17 protein-coding genes are annotated in these 17,473 nt (G+C 62.6%); 10 read left to right on the forward strand and 7 right to left on the reverse strand.

What is annotated here, in order from left to right; genetic code table 11:
- Positions 1 to 9 precede the first annotated feature (9 nt).
- A complete protein-coding gene (locus ACNJX8_RS13845; RefSeq protein WP_091889916.1) occupies positions 10 to 354 on the reverse strand; it encodes a response regulator in 345 nt (114 codons plus the stop codon).
- A 146-nt stretch (positions 355 to 500) separates the two neighbouring features.
- Positions 501 to 701, reverse strand: a complete 201-nt coding sequence (locus tag ACNJX8_RS13850; protein ID WP_091889918.1) for a hypothetical protein — start codon at positions 699 to 701, stop codon at positions 501 to 503.
- 510 nt (positions 702 to 1,211) lie between these two features.
- On the opposite strand from ACNJX8_RS13850, the gene ACNJX8_RS13855 reads away from it, so the two are divergent.
- The 4 genes from ACNJX8_RS13855 (at position 1,212) to ACNJX8_RS13870 (ending at position 5,108) form a co-directional block, all read left to right on the forward strand.
- Positions 1,212 to 1,511, forward strand: coding sequence for a hypothetical protein (locus ACNJX8_RS13855; protein WP_439361909.1), 300 nt, complete (start codon positions 1,212 to 1,214; stop codon positions 1,509 to 1,511).
- Between the two features lie 343 nt (positions 1,512 to 1,854).
- A complete protein-coding gene (locus ACNJX8_RS13860) occupies positions 1,855 to 3,126 on the forward strand; it encodes a CaiB/BaiF CoA transferase family protein (RefSeq protein WP_439361048.1) in 1,272 nt (423 codons plus the stop codon).
- 179 nt (positions 3,127 to 3,305) lie between these two features.
- Positions 3,306 to 4,535, forward strand: coding sequence for an acyl-CoA dehydrogenase family protein (locus ACNJX8_RS13865; RefSeq protein WP_128932555.1), 1,230 nt, complete (start codon positions 3,306 to 3,308; stop codon positions 4,533 to 4,535).
- Between the two features lie 9 nt (positions 4,536 to 4,544).
- Entirely contained in the window at positions 4,545 to 5,108 is a 564-nt protein-coding gene (locus ACNJX8_RS13870; RefSeq protein WP_128932556.1) for a flavin reductase family protein, read from the forward strand.
- Positions 5,109 to 5,120: 12 nt separating this feature from the next.
- Here the strand turns inward: ACNJX8_RS13870 and ACNJX8_RS13875 are convergent, their stop codons facing one another.
- A complete protein-coding gene (locus ACNJX8_RS13875; protein ID WP_128932557.1) occupies positions 5,121 to 6,038 on the reverse strand; it encodes an NAD(P)-dependent oxidoreductase in 918 nt (305 codons plus the stop codon).
- A 178-nt stretch (positions 6,039 to 6,216) separates the two neighbouring features.
- Between ACNJX8_RS13875 and ACNJX8_RS13880 the strand changes: the two genes are divergently transcribed.
- From ACNJX8_RS13880 to ACNJX8_RS13905, 6 genes are all read left to right on the forward strand, one after another.
- Entirely contained in the window at positions 6,217 to 7,200 is a 984-nt protein-coding gene (locus ACNJX8_RS13880; protein ID WP_128938925.1) for an ABC transporter substrate-binding protein, read from the forward strand.
- Between the two features lie 73 nt (positions 7,201 to 7,273).
- Positions 7,274 to 8,968 carry a dihydroxy-acid dehydratase gene (gene ilvD, locus ACNJX8_RS13885; RefSeq protein WP_439361051.1) on the forward strand — a complete coding sequence of 565 codons (1,695 nt, stop codon included), beginning with the start codon at positions 7,274 to 7,276 and terminating at the stop codon, positions 8,966 to 8,968.
- A gap of 123 nt (positions 8,969 to 9,091) precedes the next feature.
- Positions 9,092 to 9,937, forward strand: a complete 846-nt coding sequence (locus ACNJX8_RS13890) for an ABC transporter ATP-binding protein (RefSeq protein WP_439361053.1) — start codon at positions 9,092 to 9,094, stop codon at positions 9,935 to 9,937.
- A complete protein-coding gene (locus ACNJX8_RS13895) occupies positions 9,934 to 10,719 on the forward strand; it encodes an ABC transporter permease (protein ID WP_439361055.1) in 786 nt (261 codons plus the stop codon). The genes ACNJX8_RS13890 and ACNJX8_RS13895 overlap by 4 nt, the downstream gene beginning before the upstream one ends.
- Positions 10,716 to 11,483, forward strand: coding sequence for an ABC transporter permease (locus ACNJX8_RS13900; protein WP_439361057.1), 768 nt, complete (start codon positions 10,716 to 10,718; stop codon positions 11,481 to 11,483). The genes ACNJX8_RS13895 and ACNJX8_RS13900 overlap by 4 nt, the downstream gene beginning before the upstream one ends.
- Before the next feature lie 36 nt (positions 11,484 to 11,519).
- Positions 11,520 to 12,566: a peptidase M29 gene (locus ACNJX8_RS13905; RefSeq protein WP_439361059.1), complete on the forward strand. Its 1,047-nt coding sequence runs from the start codon at positions 11,520 to 11,522 to the stop codon at positions 12,564 to 12,566.
- Here ACNJX8_RS13905 and ACNJX8_RS13910 read toward each other — a convergent pair.
- Genes ACNJX8_RS13910 through ACNJX8_RS13925 form a run of 4 tightly spaced genes read right to left on the reverse strand, consistent with a single transcriptional unit; the run spans position 12,563 to position 17,471 of the window.
- Positions 12,563 to 13,555, reverse strand: coding sequence for a 3-hydroxybutyryl-CoA dehydrogenase (locus ACNJX8_RS13910; protein ID WP_439361061.1), 993 nt, complete (start codon positions 13,553 to 13,555; stop codon positions 12,563 to 12,565). The genes ACNJX8_RS13905 and ACNJX8_RS13910 overlap by 4 nt on opposite strands.
- A gap of 3 nt (positions 13,556 to 13,558) precedes the next feature.
- The gene (locus ACNJX8_RS13915) at positions 13,559 to 14,647 is read right to left on the reverse strand and encodes an NAD/NADP-dependent octopine/nopaline dehydrogenase family protein (protein WP_128938919.1); all 1,089 of its coding nucleotides are present in this window, start codon (positions 14,645 to 14,647) and stop codon (positions 13,559 to 13,561) included.
- Positions 14,644 to 16,179, reverse strand: coding sequence for a class I adenylate-forming enzyme family protein (locus ACNJX8_RS13920; protein WP_439361063.1), 1,536 nt, complete (start codon positions 16,177 to 16,179; stop codon positions 14,644 to 14,646). The genes ACNJX8_RS13915 and ACNJX8_RS13920 overlap by 4 nt, the downstream gene beginning before the upstream one ends.
- A 2-nt stretch (positions 16,180 to 16,181) precedes the next feature.
- Positions 16,182 to 17,471: an acyl-CoA dehydrogenase family protein gene (locus tag ACNJX8_RS13925; protein ID WP_439361065.1), complete on the reverse strand. Its 1,290-nt coding sequence runs from the start codon at positions 17,469 to 17,471 to the stop codon at positions 16,182 to 16,184.
- Positions 17,472 to 17,473 lie beyond the last annotated feature (2 nt).

Below are 17,473 nucleotides of genomic sequence, written 5' to 3' on the forward strand. Positions count from 1 at the left end.
ACATAATCGTCAGAAAATGCCGGCGGTTCGCTGCATGATGTCGGCGAGTTCCTCAAACGAGAACGGCTTCCTGATCATCGGAAGGCCACCGCGCCGGGGTTCGCGACCGGACAGCTGAAGCACCTTCAACTCGGGGCGGACCCGTTTGGCCAACTCGGCCAGTTCATGGCCATCCATGTCCGGCATATTGATGTCCGTGATCAGGATGGAGATGTCCTGGTTCTCGTTGAGCTGATCGAGCGCATTCGGACCGTTTTGGGCACTGATCACCTGGCAGCCAAGATCCTCCAGCATGCCGACGATCACGTCGAGGACGGCGGGGTCGTCGTCAACAACCAGGACAGTGTGACTCATCGAACGAAAGTTCCTTCCAACGAAGGACTAAACGCGCCTCTCGTCAGGTAGGTTCCTAGCAAGCTCTGGTCGCATTTTCAGACGTTTGACACGACGGGCAAAACCTCGGCCGCATGGCATCATCCGAACGCGCGCCGCCGGTGCCCCTAATCGTCCTTCGACAAATCGCTGGATTTCGTGGGGAGGTCGATGGTTCCGCCGTCGCCGTGCACGAGGTCGCGACCGCTGTCCTCTGTCTCGCCAGCGTCTTCAATAATCGACTCTTGCGTGTCGCGCGCCGTGTCGATGCGTGGCTTGGGTCCCGGCAGATTTCGCGATGTCTTTTGTAGCGTCATCTTAACTGTCATCAACCGGTCCTCCTGATCGCCAAACGCACGCTACGTGAATTTGTTCGTTTGAAACGTCAGGCAAAACACACCGGTAGGATGACATCTTGAGACCAATTTGGTTCACCCGCGTGGAAATTATCCGCCGTGGGTTTTTAGTTCTCGATCCAGAATCGGATGGTGGCCCACACATTATGGCGACGCGCTCGCTTGGCATGTGTTCAGGAAGCGCCGATCAGCGTGCCGCCCGTCCGTACCCTAGCCGGCCTTGGACGCGCGAACGTGCTGGCCCGCGCGGCGCTGCGCTCCTTGCTCACGCCGCTGCGATCTCCAGGAGCCGAGATCGGGCACTCGTAAAAGCCGGACAAGCTGATGGTCTATCGCGCGGCACTACATCTCGCAAAACTCCTGGTCTGGGACAAGGTCCTCGGCTTTGGCATCCACGGATGCTCTGGCAGGAATCACGGCCAATCTCGTGGTCCCCTGCTTCGTCAAACGCGGCTTCGAGAACGCTGCAAGGATCATCAAGCGGTGAAGATGGTGGACGAGGAAATCAAGGCCATTGTAGCCGAGACGCTGGCTGAGCAGCACAGACTCCAGCAAGAAAGCATCGATGCGATCGTATCGAAGGCAGTGGCGTCGTCGCTGGCTTCTTTTGGAATCGAGGATGACGATCGGAAAGAGCTCAGGGCAGACTTCCAACACCTGCGGCGATGGCGGAAAAGCGTGGACCAGGCGCAGCGGTATACGTTGAAGGCTGTCATCACGGTCATCGCCACCGGCTTGATGGGGGCCGTCTTCTTAGGCGTCCAGGTCGTGCTGGGTAAGTGAGGATTCCTCGGCGACGACGTCGCCGTACGACGGATCGAGGTTGAGCCCGAGGTGCCTTGGGCCCGGTCGCATACGCTTTACTGGCAAAAGTGGCTGAGATGAGCGGTGAGCGGCGTTTCCCGTGATGCGGAACGCGGCCTGCAACATCGAATGGCCCGTAAGAGATGTGGCGCAGCCTACTACATGCGCGGATGTTGAGAGGCCCAGCAGCCCGATGGCTGCTGGGCTTTGTTGCGTTTTCAGGCGATACAGGTGAAACACTTGCGAAGTCGGTGGCGCCGGGCTTTAAGTTCGTCTTGCAGGAAATTCGGCGGCGATAAGCCGATGTAAAGGAGCGCTATCAATGCCTACCAAGCCTCAGTTGCCGGAACGTGCGTCGCGGGCGAGGGGAGGGCCAACTGCACTCGATGGTCTGCTGGTCGTCGATTTTACGCGTGTCGTCGCTGGGCCGGCCTGCACACAGACGCTTGCTGATTTCGGCGCGCAAGTCATCAAGATTGAAAACCCTGACGGCGGCGACGACACACGAGCCTATGAGCACGCCGAAATCGGTGGAGAGAGTGCCGCCTATCTCAGCCTGAACCGCAACAAGCGCGGCATCGTGCTCGACCTTACCGTGCCGGAGGCTCGCGAGATCGCGCTCGACTTGATCCGCAAGGCAGACGTTGTCGTCGAAAATTTTTCCAGCGGGGTCATGAAGAAATTCGGCCTCGATTATGAATCTGTCGCTTCGCTAAATCCACGGCTGGTCTATTGCTCGATCTCCGCCTATGGGCGCACCGGACCGTTCGCTGCGCGTCCAGGCTTCGATCCCATCACGCAGGCGGAAAGTGGCTTCATGTCGCTCAACGGGTTTGCCGACGGCCCGGCGGTCCGTACCGGTCCGCCGATCGTAGATATGGCCACGGGAATGTCTGCCTGCAACGCCATCCTGCTGGCATTACTGGCGCGGGACCGGCTCGGTCGCGGGCAGCATGTCGAGGTCGCTCTGTTCGACATTGCGATGGGGATGACCGGTTTCTACGGCATGGCCTATCTGATCAACGGCGAGAACCCTGGCCGGTTTGGCAATTCGCCGAGCGGATCTCCCACCGTGGGCGTCTACGAAGCTTCCGATGGGCCGCTCTACATGGCTTGCGCCAACGACCGGCTCTATCGCCGGCTCGTGGTCGAGGTGCTCAACCGGCCCGATCTGATTATCGATCCGCAATTTGCGACGCGGAAAGCGCGCTCCGAGAACAGGGAGCTCCTGCGGGCAGCTATCGCCGAGGTCTTTGCAAGCGATACCCTCGAGAACTGGATGGCAAAGATGAAGCTGGCCAATATCCCGGTCGGCTATCTCCGGACGGTGGAGGAGGGGTTCAATGCGCCGGAAGCGCGCGAGCGCCATCGCTTGAGCCGGATTCCGCATCGTACAGCAGAATGGGTCCCCAACATCGAGCCGCCAATTGCGATGAGCCTGACTGGGGCCATTGATCCCGTGGCTGCTCCGCTGCTGGGTGAACATACGAAACAAGTCTTGCACGATACGCTCGGCTACGACGAACGTCGCATCGCGGAGTTCGCCGAAAAGGGTGCCTTTGGATCGGCCAAGCCTTCGACCGATTTGAGCTAGGCCGTTGGCCGCCTCCGGGCAGGTATGGCGATGCCCGCGGATCGCCGCTTTGCGATGCTCGCGCGAGCGATCCTGCTTTTTCGTCCGGCCGAGGTACCGCGCGAGCGCACTGCGAGTGCGGCCTCGACTTGATTTGGCGAAGGTCCCGCCGCATAACTGTGTGAAAGCGAGGGATACGAATGGCGCCTGGTCGAGAGCCGAGCATGAGCGAGCCCGCTGGACTGGAAGCCGGTGAACGCGCCTATGCGGCAATGATCGCGAAGGCCCGGGCGCTCCTCCCAAGGCTGCGAGAGCGGGCGGCGCGGACGGAGGAGCTACGGCATCTTCCGCCGGAGACTGAAAAGGATCTTCACGACGCCGGCCTGTTCCGGATGCTCCAACCGAGACGGATTGGCGGCGCGGAGCTTGACTATGTCGCCCTGATCGACTGCGCCGAGCTGCTCGGATCGGCGGATGCCTCGGTGGCTTGGAACCTAGCCAATTTGGCGAGCCATCATTGGATGCTCGGCATGTTCGAGCAGAAGGCGCAGGATCTGGTCTGGGACGGCGATCCAGACGTGTTAATTGCGTCCTCATTCATTTTTCCGGCCGGACGCGCCACGAGGGTCGCGGGTGGATATCGGCTGCATGGTAGCTGGCCGTTCTCCTCGGGCGTCGCCTCCTGCGAATGGAATATGCTTGCAAGCGTTGTTTACTCCGACGACGAAGCCGACGGCATCGCGTATCGAATCTTTTTGCTGCCGAAAGGCGACTATAATGTCCTCGATACTTGGAATGTCGCGGGATTGCGTGGGACGGGATCTTGCGACGTGGAGGTCAGGGACGCCTTTGTGCCTGATTACATGACGGTCGCCGTCGGCGATCTCGCCGGGGGCCCAACGCCGGGAAGCAAGGTCAATCCGAATCCGCTGTATGCGCTCCCTGTGTTCTCACTGTTTCCTTACGTCCTCTCCGGCGTCGCGCTGGGAAACGCGCAGGCGTGCCTCGACGATTATGCCGAGGTCGCGCGTCATCGCATCTCGACCTACAACCGTGCCAAGCTGAGCGACTTTCAAAGCACGCAAATCAAGATCGCGGAGGCCTCGGCGAAGATCGACGCGGCACGCCTGATCATGCGCTCGGCCTGCCTGGATGCTATGGAGAACGCTCGGTGCGGTCGTATTCCTGATATGGCGACCAAAACCAGATATCGGCGTGATGGAGCCTTTTCGGTGAATCTGTGCACCGAGGCGGTTTCCATGCTGTTTGCCGCGAGTGGAGCGCGCGGCCTGTTCACGACCGGGGTGCTGCAGCGGCAGTTCCGCGATGCGCACGCGATCAACTCGCATCTCGCGTTCAATTTCGACGCGGCCGGGACCAATTATGGACGCGTGGCGCTGGGCCTGCCGTCCGAGAATCTCACGCTGTGAGGCCGGCCGATGAATGATCTGCCGAAGCAGCCGGCCGTTCCCGATCCAGCCAACGAATTCGCGAGCGACAGCTCGTCGATCGATCCTCGCGATTTCCGCAACGCGCTCGGCACCTACGCAACGGGCGTGACGATCATCACGGCCGCGGCTGCTGACGGGAAGCCCTATGGCCTAACCTGCAATTCGTTCGCCTCGGTCTCGCTGAATCCTCCGCTAGTTCTGTGGAGCCTCGTTGTCTATTCCTCCAGTCTGACCGTATTCCAGAACGCTAGTCATTTCACGGTCAACGTGCTTGGCGTTTCGCAACAGGCACTCGCGAACAAATTCGCAAAACCGTCCGACGACAAGTTCACCGGCGTCGATTGGGCGCCGGGGCTTGGCGGTGCGCCGGTGCTGGCAGACAGCGTCGCCAATTTCCAGTGCCGCTCCGTCAATCGCTACTATGGCGGCGACCACGTGATCTTTCTCGGCGCAGTCGAGGCTTATACCTACAATGTGAAGGAGCCGCTGCTCTTCGCGCACGGGACGTTTGGTCGCTTTCTGGCCGACGATGAGCGCAACAAGGCGCCGTAACGCACTGCCATCCTAGATAGCTTGACGCTCAGACGCTGAAAGCTTGTAGATCTCCAGCGCGTCCGCTTCCGCGCCTCGCGCTGACTTGGCCAGCCTGAAAAGTTGCCCCGCAAGCGAGGCCATCGGCACCGGCGTCGACGTCGCCTGTGCGACATCGGCGACCGTATCGAGATCCTTGAGCATTGTGGCGATGTGCCCGAGCGGCGGGGTGTGAATTCCCTGAACCATCCGCGGCACGAAAAGCTGGAGTGGGATGGAATCCGCGAAGCCGCCGGCGAGCGCCTCGGGCAATCGGTTCGCGTCAATTCCGGCGTTCACGGCAAGGCGCGTTGCTTCGGCGAGGACGGCCATCGCGCATCCGACGATCACCTGATTGCATAGCTTCGTGGTCTGGCCGGCGCCGATCGGGCCCATGTGAGTGAACCTGCGCGCCATGGCCAGCGCATAGGGCCGCACCCTCTCGATATCGGCCGCTTCTCCGCCAGCCATGATCGCAAGGGTGCCTTCCTCAGCGCCCTTCGTGCCCCCGGACACTGGCGCATCGATCCAGCCGGTACCGTTCGCGTCTTTCAGTCGCGTTGCAAGGCTTCGTGCGGCGTCAGGATGAATCGACGAGAAGTCGACGACAAGTTTGCCGGCGCCGGGGGCCGATGAAAGACCTTCGTGCCCGAAGATCACCTCTTCGACGGCGGCGGCATCTGTCACGCACATGAAGACGATGTCCGAGCTCGCCATCACGTCGCGGGATGTGGCTGCGCGGCTTGCGCCGGCCTCGACGAGCGGAGCCATCTTGTCCTGCGATCGGTTCCAGATGGTGACTTGATGGCCAGCCCTGAGCAGACGCCGGGTCATCGGTGCGCCCATGAGCCCAAGGCCGATATAGCCGAGCCTTTCGACCTCTTGCGGGTTTGTCCTGCTCGCATCAGCCATAGGTTGCCTCCTTCTGTCGCAGCGCAACGCCGCAGCATCGCCGCCTTACCTTTACATAGCGCATCGCCCGGTTGCACCGGTGAGCATGCATGGCTTGCCTGATTGTTTGAACCATGAAACATTTGGACCGGTCGGGTTGGGTGGCGCCCATCGGCGCCGGAGCAGCGGAGTGGGCAAGATGCGAACCGTTTCGAGGTGGATCCTGGCATTGAGCGCGGTTGCGGCCGTGATCGTGGGCTCAGGCCCGTTGCGGGCGCAGCAGACCATCCGCGTCGGCTGGACGATCCCGGCCGAAGAATCCAAGTACTGGATGATGCGCCGCCCGGCTGAGTTTCCCAACCTCGGCAAGGCCTACAACATCGAATGGACCCAGTTTCAGGGCACCGCGCCGATGACGCAGGCACTTGCAGCTGGGGCGCTGGATTGCGCGACACAGGCGCCGCTGTCGCTCGCCAATGGCGTGGTCGGCGGCAATCTCAAGGCCTATATCGTGGCGCAGCACGTCTTCGAGAAGCCCGGCGGCTTCTCCGTCTATTGGGCTGTCATGGATAACTCGCCGATCAAGACGATCGCCGATCTCAAGGGCAAGACGGTCGGCATTTCCGTGATCGGCGGCGGCACGCAGGGGCCATTCAACCTGCTCCTGAAGCAGAATGGCGTCGATCCGGCCAAGGATATCAAGCTGGTCGAGGTCGGCTTTGCCGTCTCCGAAGACGCGCTCCGGCAGGGCCGCGTCGATGCGGTCAACATGAACCAGCCGTTTGCCGCGCGCGCAGAGGCAAAGGGTGGCACCCGAAAACTGTTCTCGCTGTCGCAGGCGATGCCGAACATCGTGCACATCCTGGAAGCCTGCCGTGCCGATTTCGTCGACAAGAACCCGGAACTGGTCAAGGCCTATGTCCGCGACATCACGTCGGGCATGAAGAAGGTGCTGGCAAACCGCGAAGAGACCCTGAAGGTCGTGTCCGAGGTGCTGAAAGCGCCCGTTCCAGTGCTCGAGACCTATCTGCTCAAGGACAATGATTTCGGTCGCGATCCAGGTGCGGCGCCGAATTTCCCCGCGATCCAGAAGATGCTGGACATCTATGCAGAGACAGGAATGCTGCCAAAACTGGATGTCTCACAGTTCAAGCATCCGACCATCGTCGCTCCGCTGCAATAAGCGAGCGAATTGTCCGAGGAGGGGATCGTGGCGTCCCGGATCATCCGGAACGCAGCATGAAGAAGATGCAAGTATGAAGAAGTTGCGATCACGGGTCACCACAGACGGTCTCGATCGAGCCCCGCATCGTGCGTTCATGCGCGCAATGGGTCTCGACGACGCCGCGATCGCCAAGCCGATGGTCGGCGTCGTCAGCATGAAGGGCGAGCAGACGCCCTGCAATATGACCCACGACTTTCAGGTCGCCGCGGCCAAGACCGGAATCGAGGAGGCCGGTGGCACGCCGCGGGAGTTCTCGACCGTGTCGGTTTCCGACGGCATCAGCATGAATCATGAGGGGATGAAGTTCTCCCTGTTTTCGCGCGAGCTGATCGCCGACTCCATCGAAGCGGTCGTCCATGGTCTGGCTTACGATGCCCTGATCGGATATGGCGGGTGCGACAAGACGCTTCCCGGCGTGATGATGGGCATGGTTCGCTGCAACGTGCCATCCATTTTCATCTACGGCGGCAGCTCGCTGCCCGGCCGCGTGGACGGGCGGACCCTGACGGTGCTCGACTCCTATGAGGCCGTCGGCAGCTTCATGACCGGCGAGATCGACGGCGCCACGCTCGAGCGGATCGAGCGCGCCTGCCTGCCGACGATCGGTGCGTGCGCCGGCCAGTTCACTGCGAATACCATGGGGATGGTGTCGGAGGCGATGGGCCTCACCATCCCCAATGTCTCGATGGTGCCCGGTGTCTACGCCGAACGCGCGCAGATCTCGCGACGAGCCGGCCGGTTGATCATGGAGATGCTGGAACGCGGCGGGCCGCTGCCGCGCGACATCGTGACGCGAAAGTCCCTGGAGAATGGCGCCGCGATTGTCGCTGCGACGGGCGGCTCGACCAATGCCGCTCTGCATCTGCCGGCGATCGCGAACGAGACGGGTATCGCGTTCACCATCGATGACGTCGGAGAGGTTTTTGCCAGGACCCCGCTGATCGGAAATCTGCGGCCCGGTGGCAAATACACGGCGAAGGATGTCTACGATATCGGCGGCGCCGCCGTGGTGATCCGCGAATTGATCCAGAGCGGGCATATCGATGGCAGCTGCATCACCATCACGGGCCGCACGCTTGCCGAAGAATATGGTGCGGCTAACGCGCCCGATGGTGAGGTCGTTTACGCGGCCCGCGCGCCGATCATGCCCGATGGCGGCGTGGCGGTGCTGAAAGGCAATCTTTGTCCCGACGGCGCAGTGATCAAGGTTGCGGGATTGAAGAGCCTGTTCTTCGAGGGAGTCGCGCGCGTTTTTGAAGACGAGGAGGCTTGCGTCAAAGCGGTTCGTGACCGCAGCTACAAGGCGGGCGAGGTGCTGGTGATCCGCAATGAAGGGCCAGTCGGCGGCCCCGGCATGCGCGAGATGCTTGGGGTCACCGCACTGATCTACGGGCAAGGCATGGGCGAGAAAGTAGCCCTCGTCACCGACGGACGGTTTTCTGGCGCGACCCGCGGCGTGTGCATCGGCTACGTCTCTCCTGAGGCGTTTGTTGGCGGTCCAGTGGCGCTTGTTCGTGACGGCGACAGGATCCGGATTGATGCCGCAAACCGGCGGATGGATTTGCTGGTCGATGAGCAGGAACTTGCGGCACGCCGGCGTGATTGGAAGCCTCGGCCGCCGCGTCATCGTGCCGGCGCGCTGGCGAAATATGCGCGATTGGTTGGCCAGGCACCCGGTGGAGCTGTCACGCATGAAGGGCCGGCGGAATGGCCCTGGTTCGAATGACGCACCGTCGGGTGCGAAAACGACCTCTGTCTGGCAGGTTTCTTGCTAAGCTCGTGCCGCTGAAGCTGAACGTTCGGCAGGTTCGTCGAGTAATGTTTAGGCGCAAGTGAGGCGAGCGACGGGATGACGGCAGTGCCTTCGAGATCGAGTGAATGGGTGAATCCGGTGATGTCACAAAACCGGGCTTCTGCGATCATTCAGATCGACCGCGTCTCGCAGGTTTTTCAAACCTCGGCGCGCAAGGATCATGTGGCGTTATCGAACATCTCGCTCACGATTGACGAGGGCGCATTTGTCTCAATCCTCGGTCCCTCCGGTTGTGGCAAGTCGACACTGCTTTACATCGTCGGGGGCTTTGTCAGCCCGACCAGCGGCGCGGCAAAGATGAAGGGGCAGGCCATCAGGGGGCCGGGACCGGATCGCGGACCAGTATTCCAGGAATTCGCATTATTCCCCTGGAAGACCGTGCTCGGCAACGTGATCTACGGCCCGCGCCAGCAGGGCGTGCGCGCCGCCGAGGCTGAAGCGCAGAGCCGGGCCTTGATCGAAATGGTCGGCCTCAAGGGCTACGAGAACTTCTATCCCAAGGAGCTGTCGGGCGGCATGAAGCAGCGCGTCGCGCTGGCGCGAACGCTCGCCTACCATCCCGAAGTCCTGTTGATGGACGAGCCGTTCGGTGCGCTCGACGCGCATACCCGGACCCGCTTGCAGAACGATCTCTTGAACATCTGGGAGCGTGATCGCAAGACGGTGTTGTTCGTCACCCACTCGGTCGACGAGGCTGTCTTCCTCTCCGACAAGGTCGTGATGATGTCGAAATCGCCCGGCCGCATCCGGCAGGTCATCGACATTGATCTGCCGCGGCCGCGCCGTCGCAACGAGCTGTTGCTCGATCCACGGTACCAGAAGTACGTCGTCGATATCGAGCGCATGTTCGATGAGAGCGACGCAGCCGGCGCGCCCGCATGATGTCGTCAGCTACCATAGTCAAGCGCGCTGCCCCGGTGCTCGCCTGTATCGGATTGCTGGCGGTGTGGCAGGTCGCGTCACTCGCGCTGAAGAATGACAGCTTTCCAACGGCGATCGAAGCGATCCGTGCGATCCCGGATATTCTTGGCGATAAGGAATCACTGATCAACATTCTGGCCTCGCTCCGCCGCATGGCGATCGGGTTTGGCGCGGCCGTGCTTGTTTCGATTCCACTTGGTCTCCTAATGGGACGTAGCCGCGCAGTCGCAGCCTTCTTCAATCCGCTTCTGATGGTGATCTATCCGGTGCCGAAGGCGGCGTTGATGCCGATCATCATGCTGTGGCTGGGCGTTGGCGACATCACGAAGACGTTGGTGATCTTCCTCGGCGTCAGCCTGCCAGTGATTTATCACAGCTTCGAAGGCGCAAAGGCTGTGGAAGAGAAGATGCTGTGGTCAGGCGCCGCGATGGGGCTTTCTCCGGCGCAACGCCTGGTGCGCATCGTGTTGCCCGCGGCACTGCCGGAAATTCTGACCGGCTGCCGCACCGGATTGGTGCTGGCGCTGATCACGATGGTCACAAGCGAGATGATCGCCCGTCAGTCCGGCGCCGGGAACATCCTGTTCAACGCACTCGACATGGGCCAATATGACACCGTCTTTGCGATGATCATCATCGTGGGGGCAATGGGAATCTGCCTCGACGCGATTTTCGAAAGGGTTCGTGCCCGCCTTGTGCGCTGGTCCGAGCCTCAGTTCGACATGCCGCTGAGCTTCTCATGATGTCGCGCCTTCTCGCCCCAAACGTCGTTCTTGGCATTGCCCCGATCGTGCTGGTTGTCGCGTTGTGGCAAGGCTTGGTGTCATTCGGCTTCGCACCCGCGATTTTGCTGCCGCCTCCAGGCTACGTCTTCAGCCGGTTGTTCCAGCAACTCGTGACGTGGACGTTTCAGCAGGAGATCGCGGCCACCCTGGTCCGGCTGTTTGCCGGGTTCGCGATTGCGGTCGTGCTGGGTGTCAGTATCGGCATCGCTGCCGCCGCCAATCCCGCGATCAACGCCGTGGTTCGGCCGATCGTACGCGTATTGGCGCCGTTGCCCAAGGTCGCCCTCTATCCAGCATTGCTGCTGCTGCTCGGCTTCGGCCACGGGTCGAAGATCACATTGGTGGCTGCCGATGCTCTCTTCCCAATTCTGTTGTCCACCTACTACGGCGCGTCGACCGTGGAGCAGAAGCTGATCTGGTCGGCCATGGCGGCGGGAACGCCGCGCTATGAAATCCTCCTCAAGGTCGTGCTGCCGGCGGCGATGCCGTCGATCCTGACCGGTTGCCGGATCGGTCTTGTCATCTCCTGCATCGTGGTGTTTCTGGCCGAGATGATCACCTCGACGGATGGACTGGGTCATGCGCTCGTGACGGCGGCCCGAACCTTTCAGGCCGTGGACATGTTCGTCCCCTTGATCACGATCTCGCTGCTGGGTTTGATCCTGAACGGCTTGCTGGGGGCCGTCCGATCGTATCTGCTCCGGGGCTTCCCCGAAGCGTAACAGACAAATAAGAATTCTGAAGACAGGGAGTGAACCATGCTGGCTGATCGCATCGAGGCAAAATGGATCGACGCATTTTGCGAGATCTTTGAGCGATGCGCCGTCAAGGCCGGCGATACCGCGGCAATCCTCTCGGAAACCCAGTCGCGCGCGTTGAACGTGCATCTGGCGGAGCTCGCGCTGCTGCGGATGGGAGCGCGGCCGTTTCATGTGGTGATGCCGACACCGCGTAACCGGAATGTCGTTCCGGTTCGCTCGACCGGGGCGAGCGAGGCGATCCAGCGGCTGGGGCCGGTGATCAGCGCGCTTCAGCAGGCCGGGTTCGTGGTGGATTGCACCATCGAGGGCCTGATGCACGCAGTGGAGACACCGGAAATTCTCAAAGCCGGCGCGCGCATTCTGGTGATTTCGAACGAGCATCCCGAGGCGCTGGAGCGGATGGTGCCAGATCCCGCGCTCGAGAAGCGTGTTCGTGCCGCGGCAAAAATGCTGCGGGGAACTAAGCGGATGCGCGTCACCTCGAAGGCGGGAACGGCGCTCGACATCGACATGGTCGGAGCCTCCACGGTTGGCGTGTGGGGCTGGACCGACAAACCCGGTACTCTGGCACATTGGCCCGGCGGAATCGTCGTCAGCTTTCCCAAGAGCGGGACCATCAACGGTACGTTGGTGATGGCGCCGGGCGACATCAACCTGACCTTCAAGCGTTATCTGACGTCGCCGGTGAAGATGACGCTGAAGGACGATTATGTCATCGAGCTGGAAGGCGAAGGTACGGATGCCGCGATGATGCGCAGCTATCTCGCCGCCTGGGGCGATCGGGAAGCCTATGCGGTCTCGCATGTCGGTTTTGGCATGAACCCCGGCGCGCGGTACGAGGCGCTCTCGATGTACGACCAGCGCGATACCAACGGCACGGAGCTTCGCGCTGTGTCCGGCAATTTCCTGTTCTCGACCGGTGCGAACGAGTTCGCAGGCCGCTACACGGCGGGTCATTTCGATCTGCCAATGATGGGAACCACCATCGAACTCGATGGCATTGCCGTCGTCCGCGAAGGTGTGCTCCAGGACGTGTTCGGCTAGCCGCGATCGACCACCGGCGGCCGCGCCAGGCCAAAGTGGCGGAGCAGGTCGACCATAGCCTTGAGTCGCTCCACTCGATAGGCATCGACATCGAGGCCGGAATAGTCGAGGAAGCCGGCGCCCGTCCGCAGGCCGATTCGTCCCTCGCTCATGTTGCGCGAAATCACCTCTGGCGCCCGATAGCGGTCGCTGCCGAGTGCGCCCTCGAGATAGCGGCTCGCGTAGTAAAGGATGTCGCCGCCGCCCCAGTCGATGAATTCGAGCAGGCCGAGCACGGCGTAGCGGAAGCCGAAGCCGTAGCGGATCGCCTTGTCGATTTCTTCCGCGCTGGCAACACCCTCCTCGACCATACGAGCAGCCTCGTTCATCGCCAGCGCCTGGATGCGCGGGACGATGAAGCCGGGCGTAGCCGCACAGACCACCGGTACTTTGCCAATGCCCTCAAGCCGCGCTTTGACCTCGTCGATGATGGCGGGATCGGTGGCCTTGCCAGGCGAAACCTCGACCAGCGGGATCAGATAGGCCGGGTTGAGCCAATGCGCGTTGAGGAAGCGGCGAGGGTTCACGATCGCGACGGAGAGATCGTCGACGAGGATGGTCGACGTCGTCGATGCAATGATCGTGTCCGGGCCGACTTGCCTTGAGGCGGCCGCCAGCACCTCCCGCTTGAGCTCGACGACCTCAGGAACGCCCTCGAAGACCATAGCGGCCTCGGACAGCGCTGCACCGCTTTCGCCGGCGGCCGCCACCGAGACCCGCGCGATGAGCGGATCGACGTCCGCCTCGGTCAGTAGTCCCAGCTTCGACAGGCTGGCAAAGGTCTTCCTGACCTCGCCGAGCGCGTCCGTCTCCAGCTTGGCGAAATCGTCCGCGGAGCGCGCCTTGATGTCGATCATCGTGACCCTGTGCCCCGCATAGGCGAATGCGACGGCGATACCGCGTCCCATGCGGCCGGCCCCCAGACAGGCAATGTTGACGCGATTGGTCATCGATCAGAATCCATTGCGAAGCAGCGTCTGCAATTCAGCTTTTCTGAGATCGCCGAGGCCCAGCGTCTCGAGCGTTCGGCCCCCTCGCGCAAAATCCTCGCCACAGACCGCGCCGCCGATCGCCAGGAACGCTTTGGCCAGCGGTGTGGCCACGCCAGCCAGGCCGGCGACGGAGACCAGCAAAGACAGTCCGAGCCGCAGATCCTCGCGCATGTAGCGGTGCTCGGTCAGCACGATCCGTTCGCGCCAGTCGCCGGAATCGGTCAGTCGGTCGTGCGAGCCACGGCCATACATCCAGATCTCGCCTTCCTTCGCGTAGTGATGAGCGAGCGGGAAATGCGGCGCGCCGTAACCGAGCGCCTCGCGCACCGCGATGCGTTCCGCGTCGAGCGCGTCGGTGACCCGGCGGATCGCGGCTTGCGTGCCTTCCTTGTGAATGTCCCAGCGCTCGAAATGTTCGATCGGGCCGGCGTTCATCACGATCAACGGCGGATGGATGATGGGCCCTGCATTCATCAGCGCGCCGGACAGCGCATCTCCGCACGGTTCGATCGCACCCGGGAAAGCGCGTCCAATGACTTCGAGCGCATGCGCGGCCTGATCGAGCGGGAACACGCCGACCGGCAGTCGCTTGGCGCGGATGGTGATCGCGACCTCGAACGGTCCATGCTTGCGGGTCAGCCAGGGCAAGGTTCCGGTCTCGGCAAAGCTGGCCTTGGCATGGTTGCCCGCATCTCGGGCCGCTTGGGCGAAGATCATCGAGCCGAATGTCGCCGGCGGTAGAAAAACGACCTGGCCGTCCCGCAGATGCGGGGCGAGCAGACCGGCAATGCCCGGCTGTGCGAAGGCCGGCGCGGGGCAGAGGATCAACTCGACGCCGTTGACGGATTCGGCGATGTCGGCCGTGATCAGCGCGAGCTTCACTTCGTGGCGGCCGTTATGGTCCTTGACCAGGATGCGCGAGCCGGCAGCGCGATGCGCTGCGACCTGATCCGCATCGCGACGCCAGAGCCGGACCTCATGCCCCGACAGCGCAAAATCGCCCGCGGCCGCGAAAGAGCCGTTTCCCCCACCCAGAACCGCAATCTTCAAGATGTTTCTCCTTGCGCGCGCGATTGCGCATCGAACTGCTTCAGCAGGAAATGCTGCACCTTGCCCAGCGCCGTGCGAGGCAAGTCGGTGACGAAGACGATATCGCGTGGAACTTTGAATCGCGCGAGCTGCGCCTGGATGTGCGTTCTGAGCTCCTCCGCTTCGAGATGCGAGCCGGATCGCCGGATCACATAAGCGATGGGGACTTCGCCCCAGCGCGGGTCCGGCCGGCCGATCACGGCGCATTCGCTGACGTCGGGATGTTCGAGCAGGACGCGCTCGACTTCCGCTGGGTAGACATTCTCGCCCCCGGAAATGATCAGGTTCTTCTTGCGGTCGCGCACCCAGAAATAGCCGTCCGCGTCGCACAGGCCGATATCTCCGGTGCGATACCAGCCGTCCTGCAGTGCATCGCGCGTGGCGTCCGCATTGCCCCAATATTCGAAAAACACGTTGGCGCCACGCACCGCGATTTCGCCCGGTGTGCCAGCCGGCACCTCGGCACCGGCCTGATCGACCACTTTTGCCTCACAACACAAGCCGGCGAGTCCAGTCGATCCCACACGCGACAGATCGCCGCCGAGGCGGGTGTAGATTGCGATGGGGCAGGTTTCCGTCGAGCCATAGACCTGAAGCACGGGAACGCCGCGCGCGACGAAGCGGTCGATCAGGTGCGGCGGCACGATGGTCGAGCCCGTGGCGACGGCCTTGAGTGACGAGAGATCAGCCGTCGCCCAGGCGGGATGCTCGCTCACGGCCTGGATGATCGCCGGCACCATCACGGTCAGCGTCGGCCGCTCGCGTTCGATCGCCGCGAGCGCCGTATCCGGTATGAAGCGGGCGTGGATCGTGACGGTTGCGCCCAACTGCAGCGCGGGCGTGGTCTGGATATTGAGGCCGCCGACATGGAAGAGCGGCAACACGGTCAGCACATGATCGTCCGACGTCATGTTGTGCATGTGCTGGCTCATGACGCCGTTCCAGAACAGCGCCTCTTGCCGCAGCACCGCGCCCTTCGGCCGTCCTGTCGTTCCTGACGTGTAGACGATGAGGAGCGGGCAGGAGAGATCGGTGTGCGGGTTGCGGCCGCTGCCCTGGCTGCGGGCCAGCAGACCTTCGAACGTCGTGCCGCCAGGCGGCGTGAAGTCGAGGCCGACGACAGATGTCCCCGGCGCAGTCCGCCCAAGCTCGGCAAGCACTCCCTCAAATGCCTGCTCGAGCACCAGGACCTTGGCGCCGGCATCACTCAGAATGAACAGCTGCTCGGCGACCGCCAGTCGCCAGTTCAGCGGCACCAGCATCGCCCCGAGTCGCGCACAAGCGTAGAGCAGAACGAGGTAGTCCGGCCGGTTCAGGCTCAGGATCGCGATCCGATCGCCGCGACCGACGCCGAGTTCTTGCTTCAAGGCGGTTGCGGTCCGTTCGATGCGTGCGGCGAATGCGGCATAGCTCAGCCGTTCGCCTTCGAAGGCAATGGCCGTCTTGTCTGGCGCGAACGCCGCGTTGCGGTCGATCAGGCTACAGAGGTCCACCGTCAGTCGTCCGTCTCGCCGGCCTCGTACAGCGCCTCGCGTCCGATCCGGTCGAGGCAGAGCTCGGCGGTCCAGGGCAGCATCAGCGAGCCGCAGCGGCTGTCGCGATAGATCCGCTCCAGCGGCAGCGACCGCAGCATGGCCTGACCGCCGCAGGTGCGGATCGCGAGCGCGGCGAGCTCATTGGCGCCCTCCATTACCGAATATTGTGCGGCGTAGGCGCGCAGAACCTGTTCCTTGCTCGGATTGGCGCGGGCTTCGGTCACAGCCTGGAACCAGATCGCCTTGATCTGCTCGAGCTTGATTTGCATCTGCGCGACCGCGATCTGCTTGGTCGGGTACATCCGGCGCTTGACCGGCGGCATGCCCGGCACCTCGCCGCGCAAATAACGCACGGTGAAATCGTAAGCGGCTTGCGCGAGGCCCATATAGGTCGGCGACAGCGTCAGGAACATGTGCGGCCAGCGCATCGCGGCCTGGAAATAGACGCCGCGCGGCATCAGCGCGGAATCCTCCGGCACGAACACGTCCTTGAACAGCAGCGTCCGCGAGACGGTGCCGCGCATGCCGAGTGGATCCCAGTCGCCGACGACCGAGACGCCTTCCGATTTGGCGGGGATGGCCAGATAAAGTGTATTGCGGCGCGATGCCTTGCCGCCTTCCTCGATCTCGGTGCAGAGCACGCCGTAATAGTCGGCATGACCGGAGAGCGATGCAAAGATCTTCTTGCCGTTGACGATCCAGCCGCCCTCGACCGGTCTTGCTTCCGTGCCGAAAGCGACACCGCCCGCAGCCGCCGCGCCGCCTTCGGAGAAGGGCTGCGAGTAGATCGCGCCGTCCTCGACGATGCGCCTGTAGTGCACCGCGCGCCGTCGTTCGTGCGCGGCGCGGGTGTCCGCGTCCATGTCGAGATCATCGGCCAGCGGGCCCGACCACAGCGTCGAGCACACATGCATGTTCCAGGTCAGCGCCGTCGCGCCGCAATAGCGGCCGATCTCGGCCGCCGCCAAGGCATAGGTCTGGTAGTTCGCGCCGAGGCCGCCGTGCTTCTTGGGGATGGCAATGCCGAGCAGGCCGGTGCGGTGCAGATCGCGATAATTCTCGGTCGGGAAGGTCGCCTCGCGATCGTAGGTCGCGGCGCGGCCGGCGAACACGCTCTGGCCGATCTCGCGGGCGCGCGCAATGATGCCGGCCTGCTCGTCACCCAGGCGGTATGCGACGGGATCGAAGATCGGCGCATCGAGCACGGCCTTGTCGCTTGCGCCGATATTCTTACCGACTTGCATGGTCATGG

Source organism: Bradyrhizobium sp. SPXBL-04 (genome assembly GCF_051853035.1).
Taxonomy (GTDB): Bacteria; Pseudomonadota; Alphaproteobacteria; order Rhizobiales; family Xanthobacteraceae; genus Bradyrhizobium; species Bradyrhizobium zhanjiangense.

What these genes read in the sequence shown, in the direction of transcription:
- ACNJX8_RS13890 (WP_439361053.1), top strand. Translation starts at nt 9,092, where the DNA reads ATGACGGCAGTGCCTTCGAGATCGAGTGAATGGGTGAATCCGGTGATG.
- ACNJX8_RS13870 (WP_128932556.1), top strand. Translation starts at nt 4,545, where the DNA reads ATGAATGATCTGCCGAAGCAGCCGGCCGTTCCCGATCCAGCCAACGAA.
- ACNJX8_RS13860 (WP_439361048.1), top strand. Translation starts at nt 1,855, where the DNA reads ATGCCTACCAAGCCTCAGTTGCCGGAACGTGCGTCGCGGGCGAGGGGA.
- ACNJX8_RS13845 (WP_091889916.1), bottom strand. Translation starts at nt 354, where the DNA reads ATGAGTCACACTGTCCTGGTTGTTGACGACGACCCCGCCGTCCTCGAC.
- ACNJX8_RS13895 (WP_439361055.1), top strand. Translation starts at nt 9,934, where the DNA reads ATGATGTCGTCAGCTACCATAGTCAAGCGCGCTGCCCCGGTGCTCGCC.
- ACNJX8_RS13875 (WP_128932557.1), bottom strand. Translation starts at nt 6,038, where the DNA reads ATGGCTGATGCGAGCAGGACAAACCCGCAAGAGGTCGAAAGGCTCGGC.
- ACNJX8_RS13865 (WP_128932555.1), top strand. Translation starts at nt 3,306, where the DNA reads ATGGCGCCTGGTCGAGAGCCGAGCATGAGCGAGCCCGCTGGACTGGAA.
- ACNJX8_RS13880 (WP_128938925.1), top strand. Translation starts at nt 6,217, where the DNA reads ATGCGAACCGTTTCGAGGTGGATCCTGGCATTGAGCGCGGTTGCGGCC.
- ACNJX8_RS13910 (WP_439361061.1), bottom strand. Translation starts at nt 13,555, where the DNA reads ATGACCAATCGCGTCAACATTGCCTGTCTGGGGGCCGGCCGCATGGGA.
- ilvD (WP_439361051.1), top strand. Translation starts at nt 7,274, where the DNA reads ATGAAGAAGTTGCGATCACGGGTCACCACAGACGGTCTCGATCGAGCC.
- ACNJX8_RS13925 (WP_439361065.1), bottom strand. Translation starts at nt 17,471, where the DNA reads ATGACCATGCAAGTCGGTAAGAATATCGGCGCAAGCGACAAGGCCGTG.
- ACNJX8_RS13905 (WP_439361059.1), top strand. Translation starts at nt 11,520, where the DNA reads ATGCTGGCTGATCGCATCGAGGCAAAATGGATCGACGCATTTTGCGAG.
- ACNJX8_RS13900 (WP_439361057.1), top strand. Translation starts at nt 10,716, where the DNA reads ATGATGTCGCGCCTTCTCGCCCCAAACGTCGTTCTTGGCATTGCCCCG.
- ACNJX8_RS13850 (WP_091889918.1), bottom strand. Translation starts at nt 701, where the DNA reads ATGACAGTTAAGATGACGCTACAAAAGACATCGCGAAATCTGCCGGGA.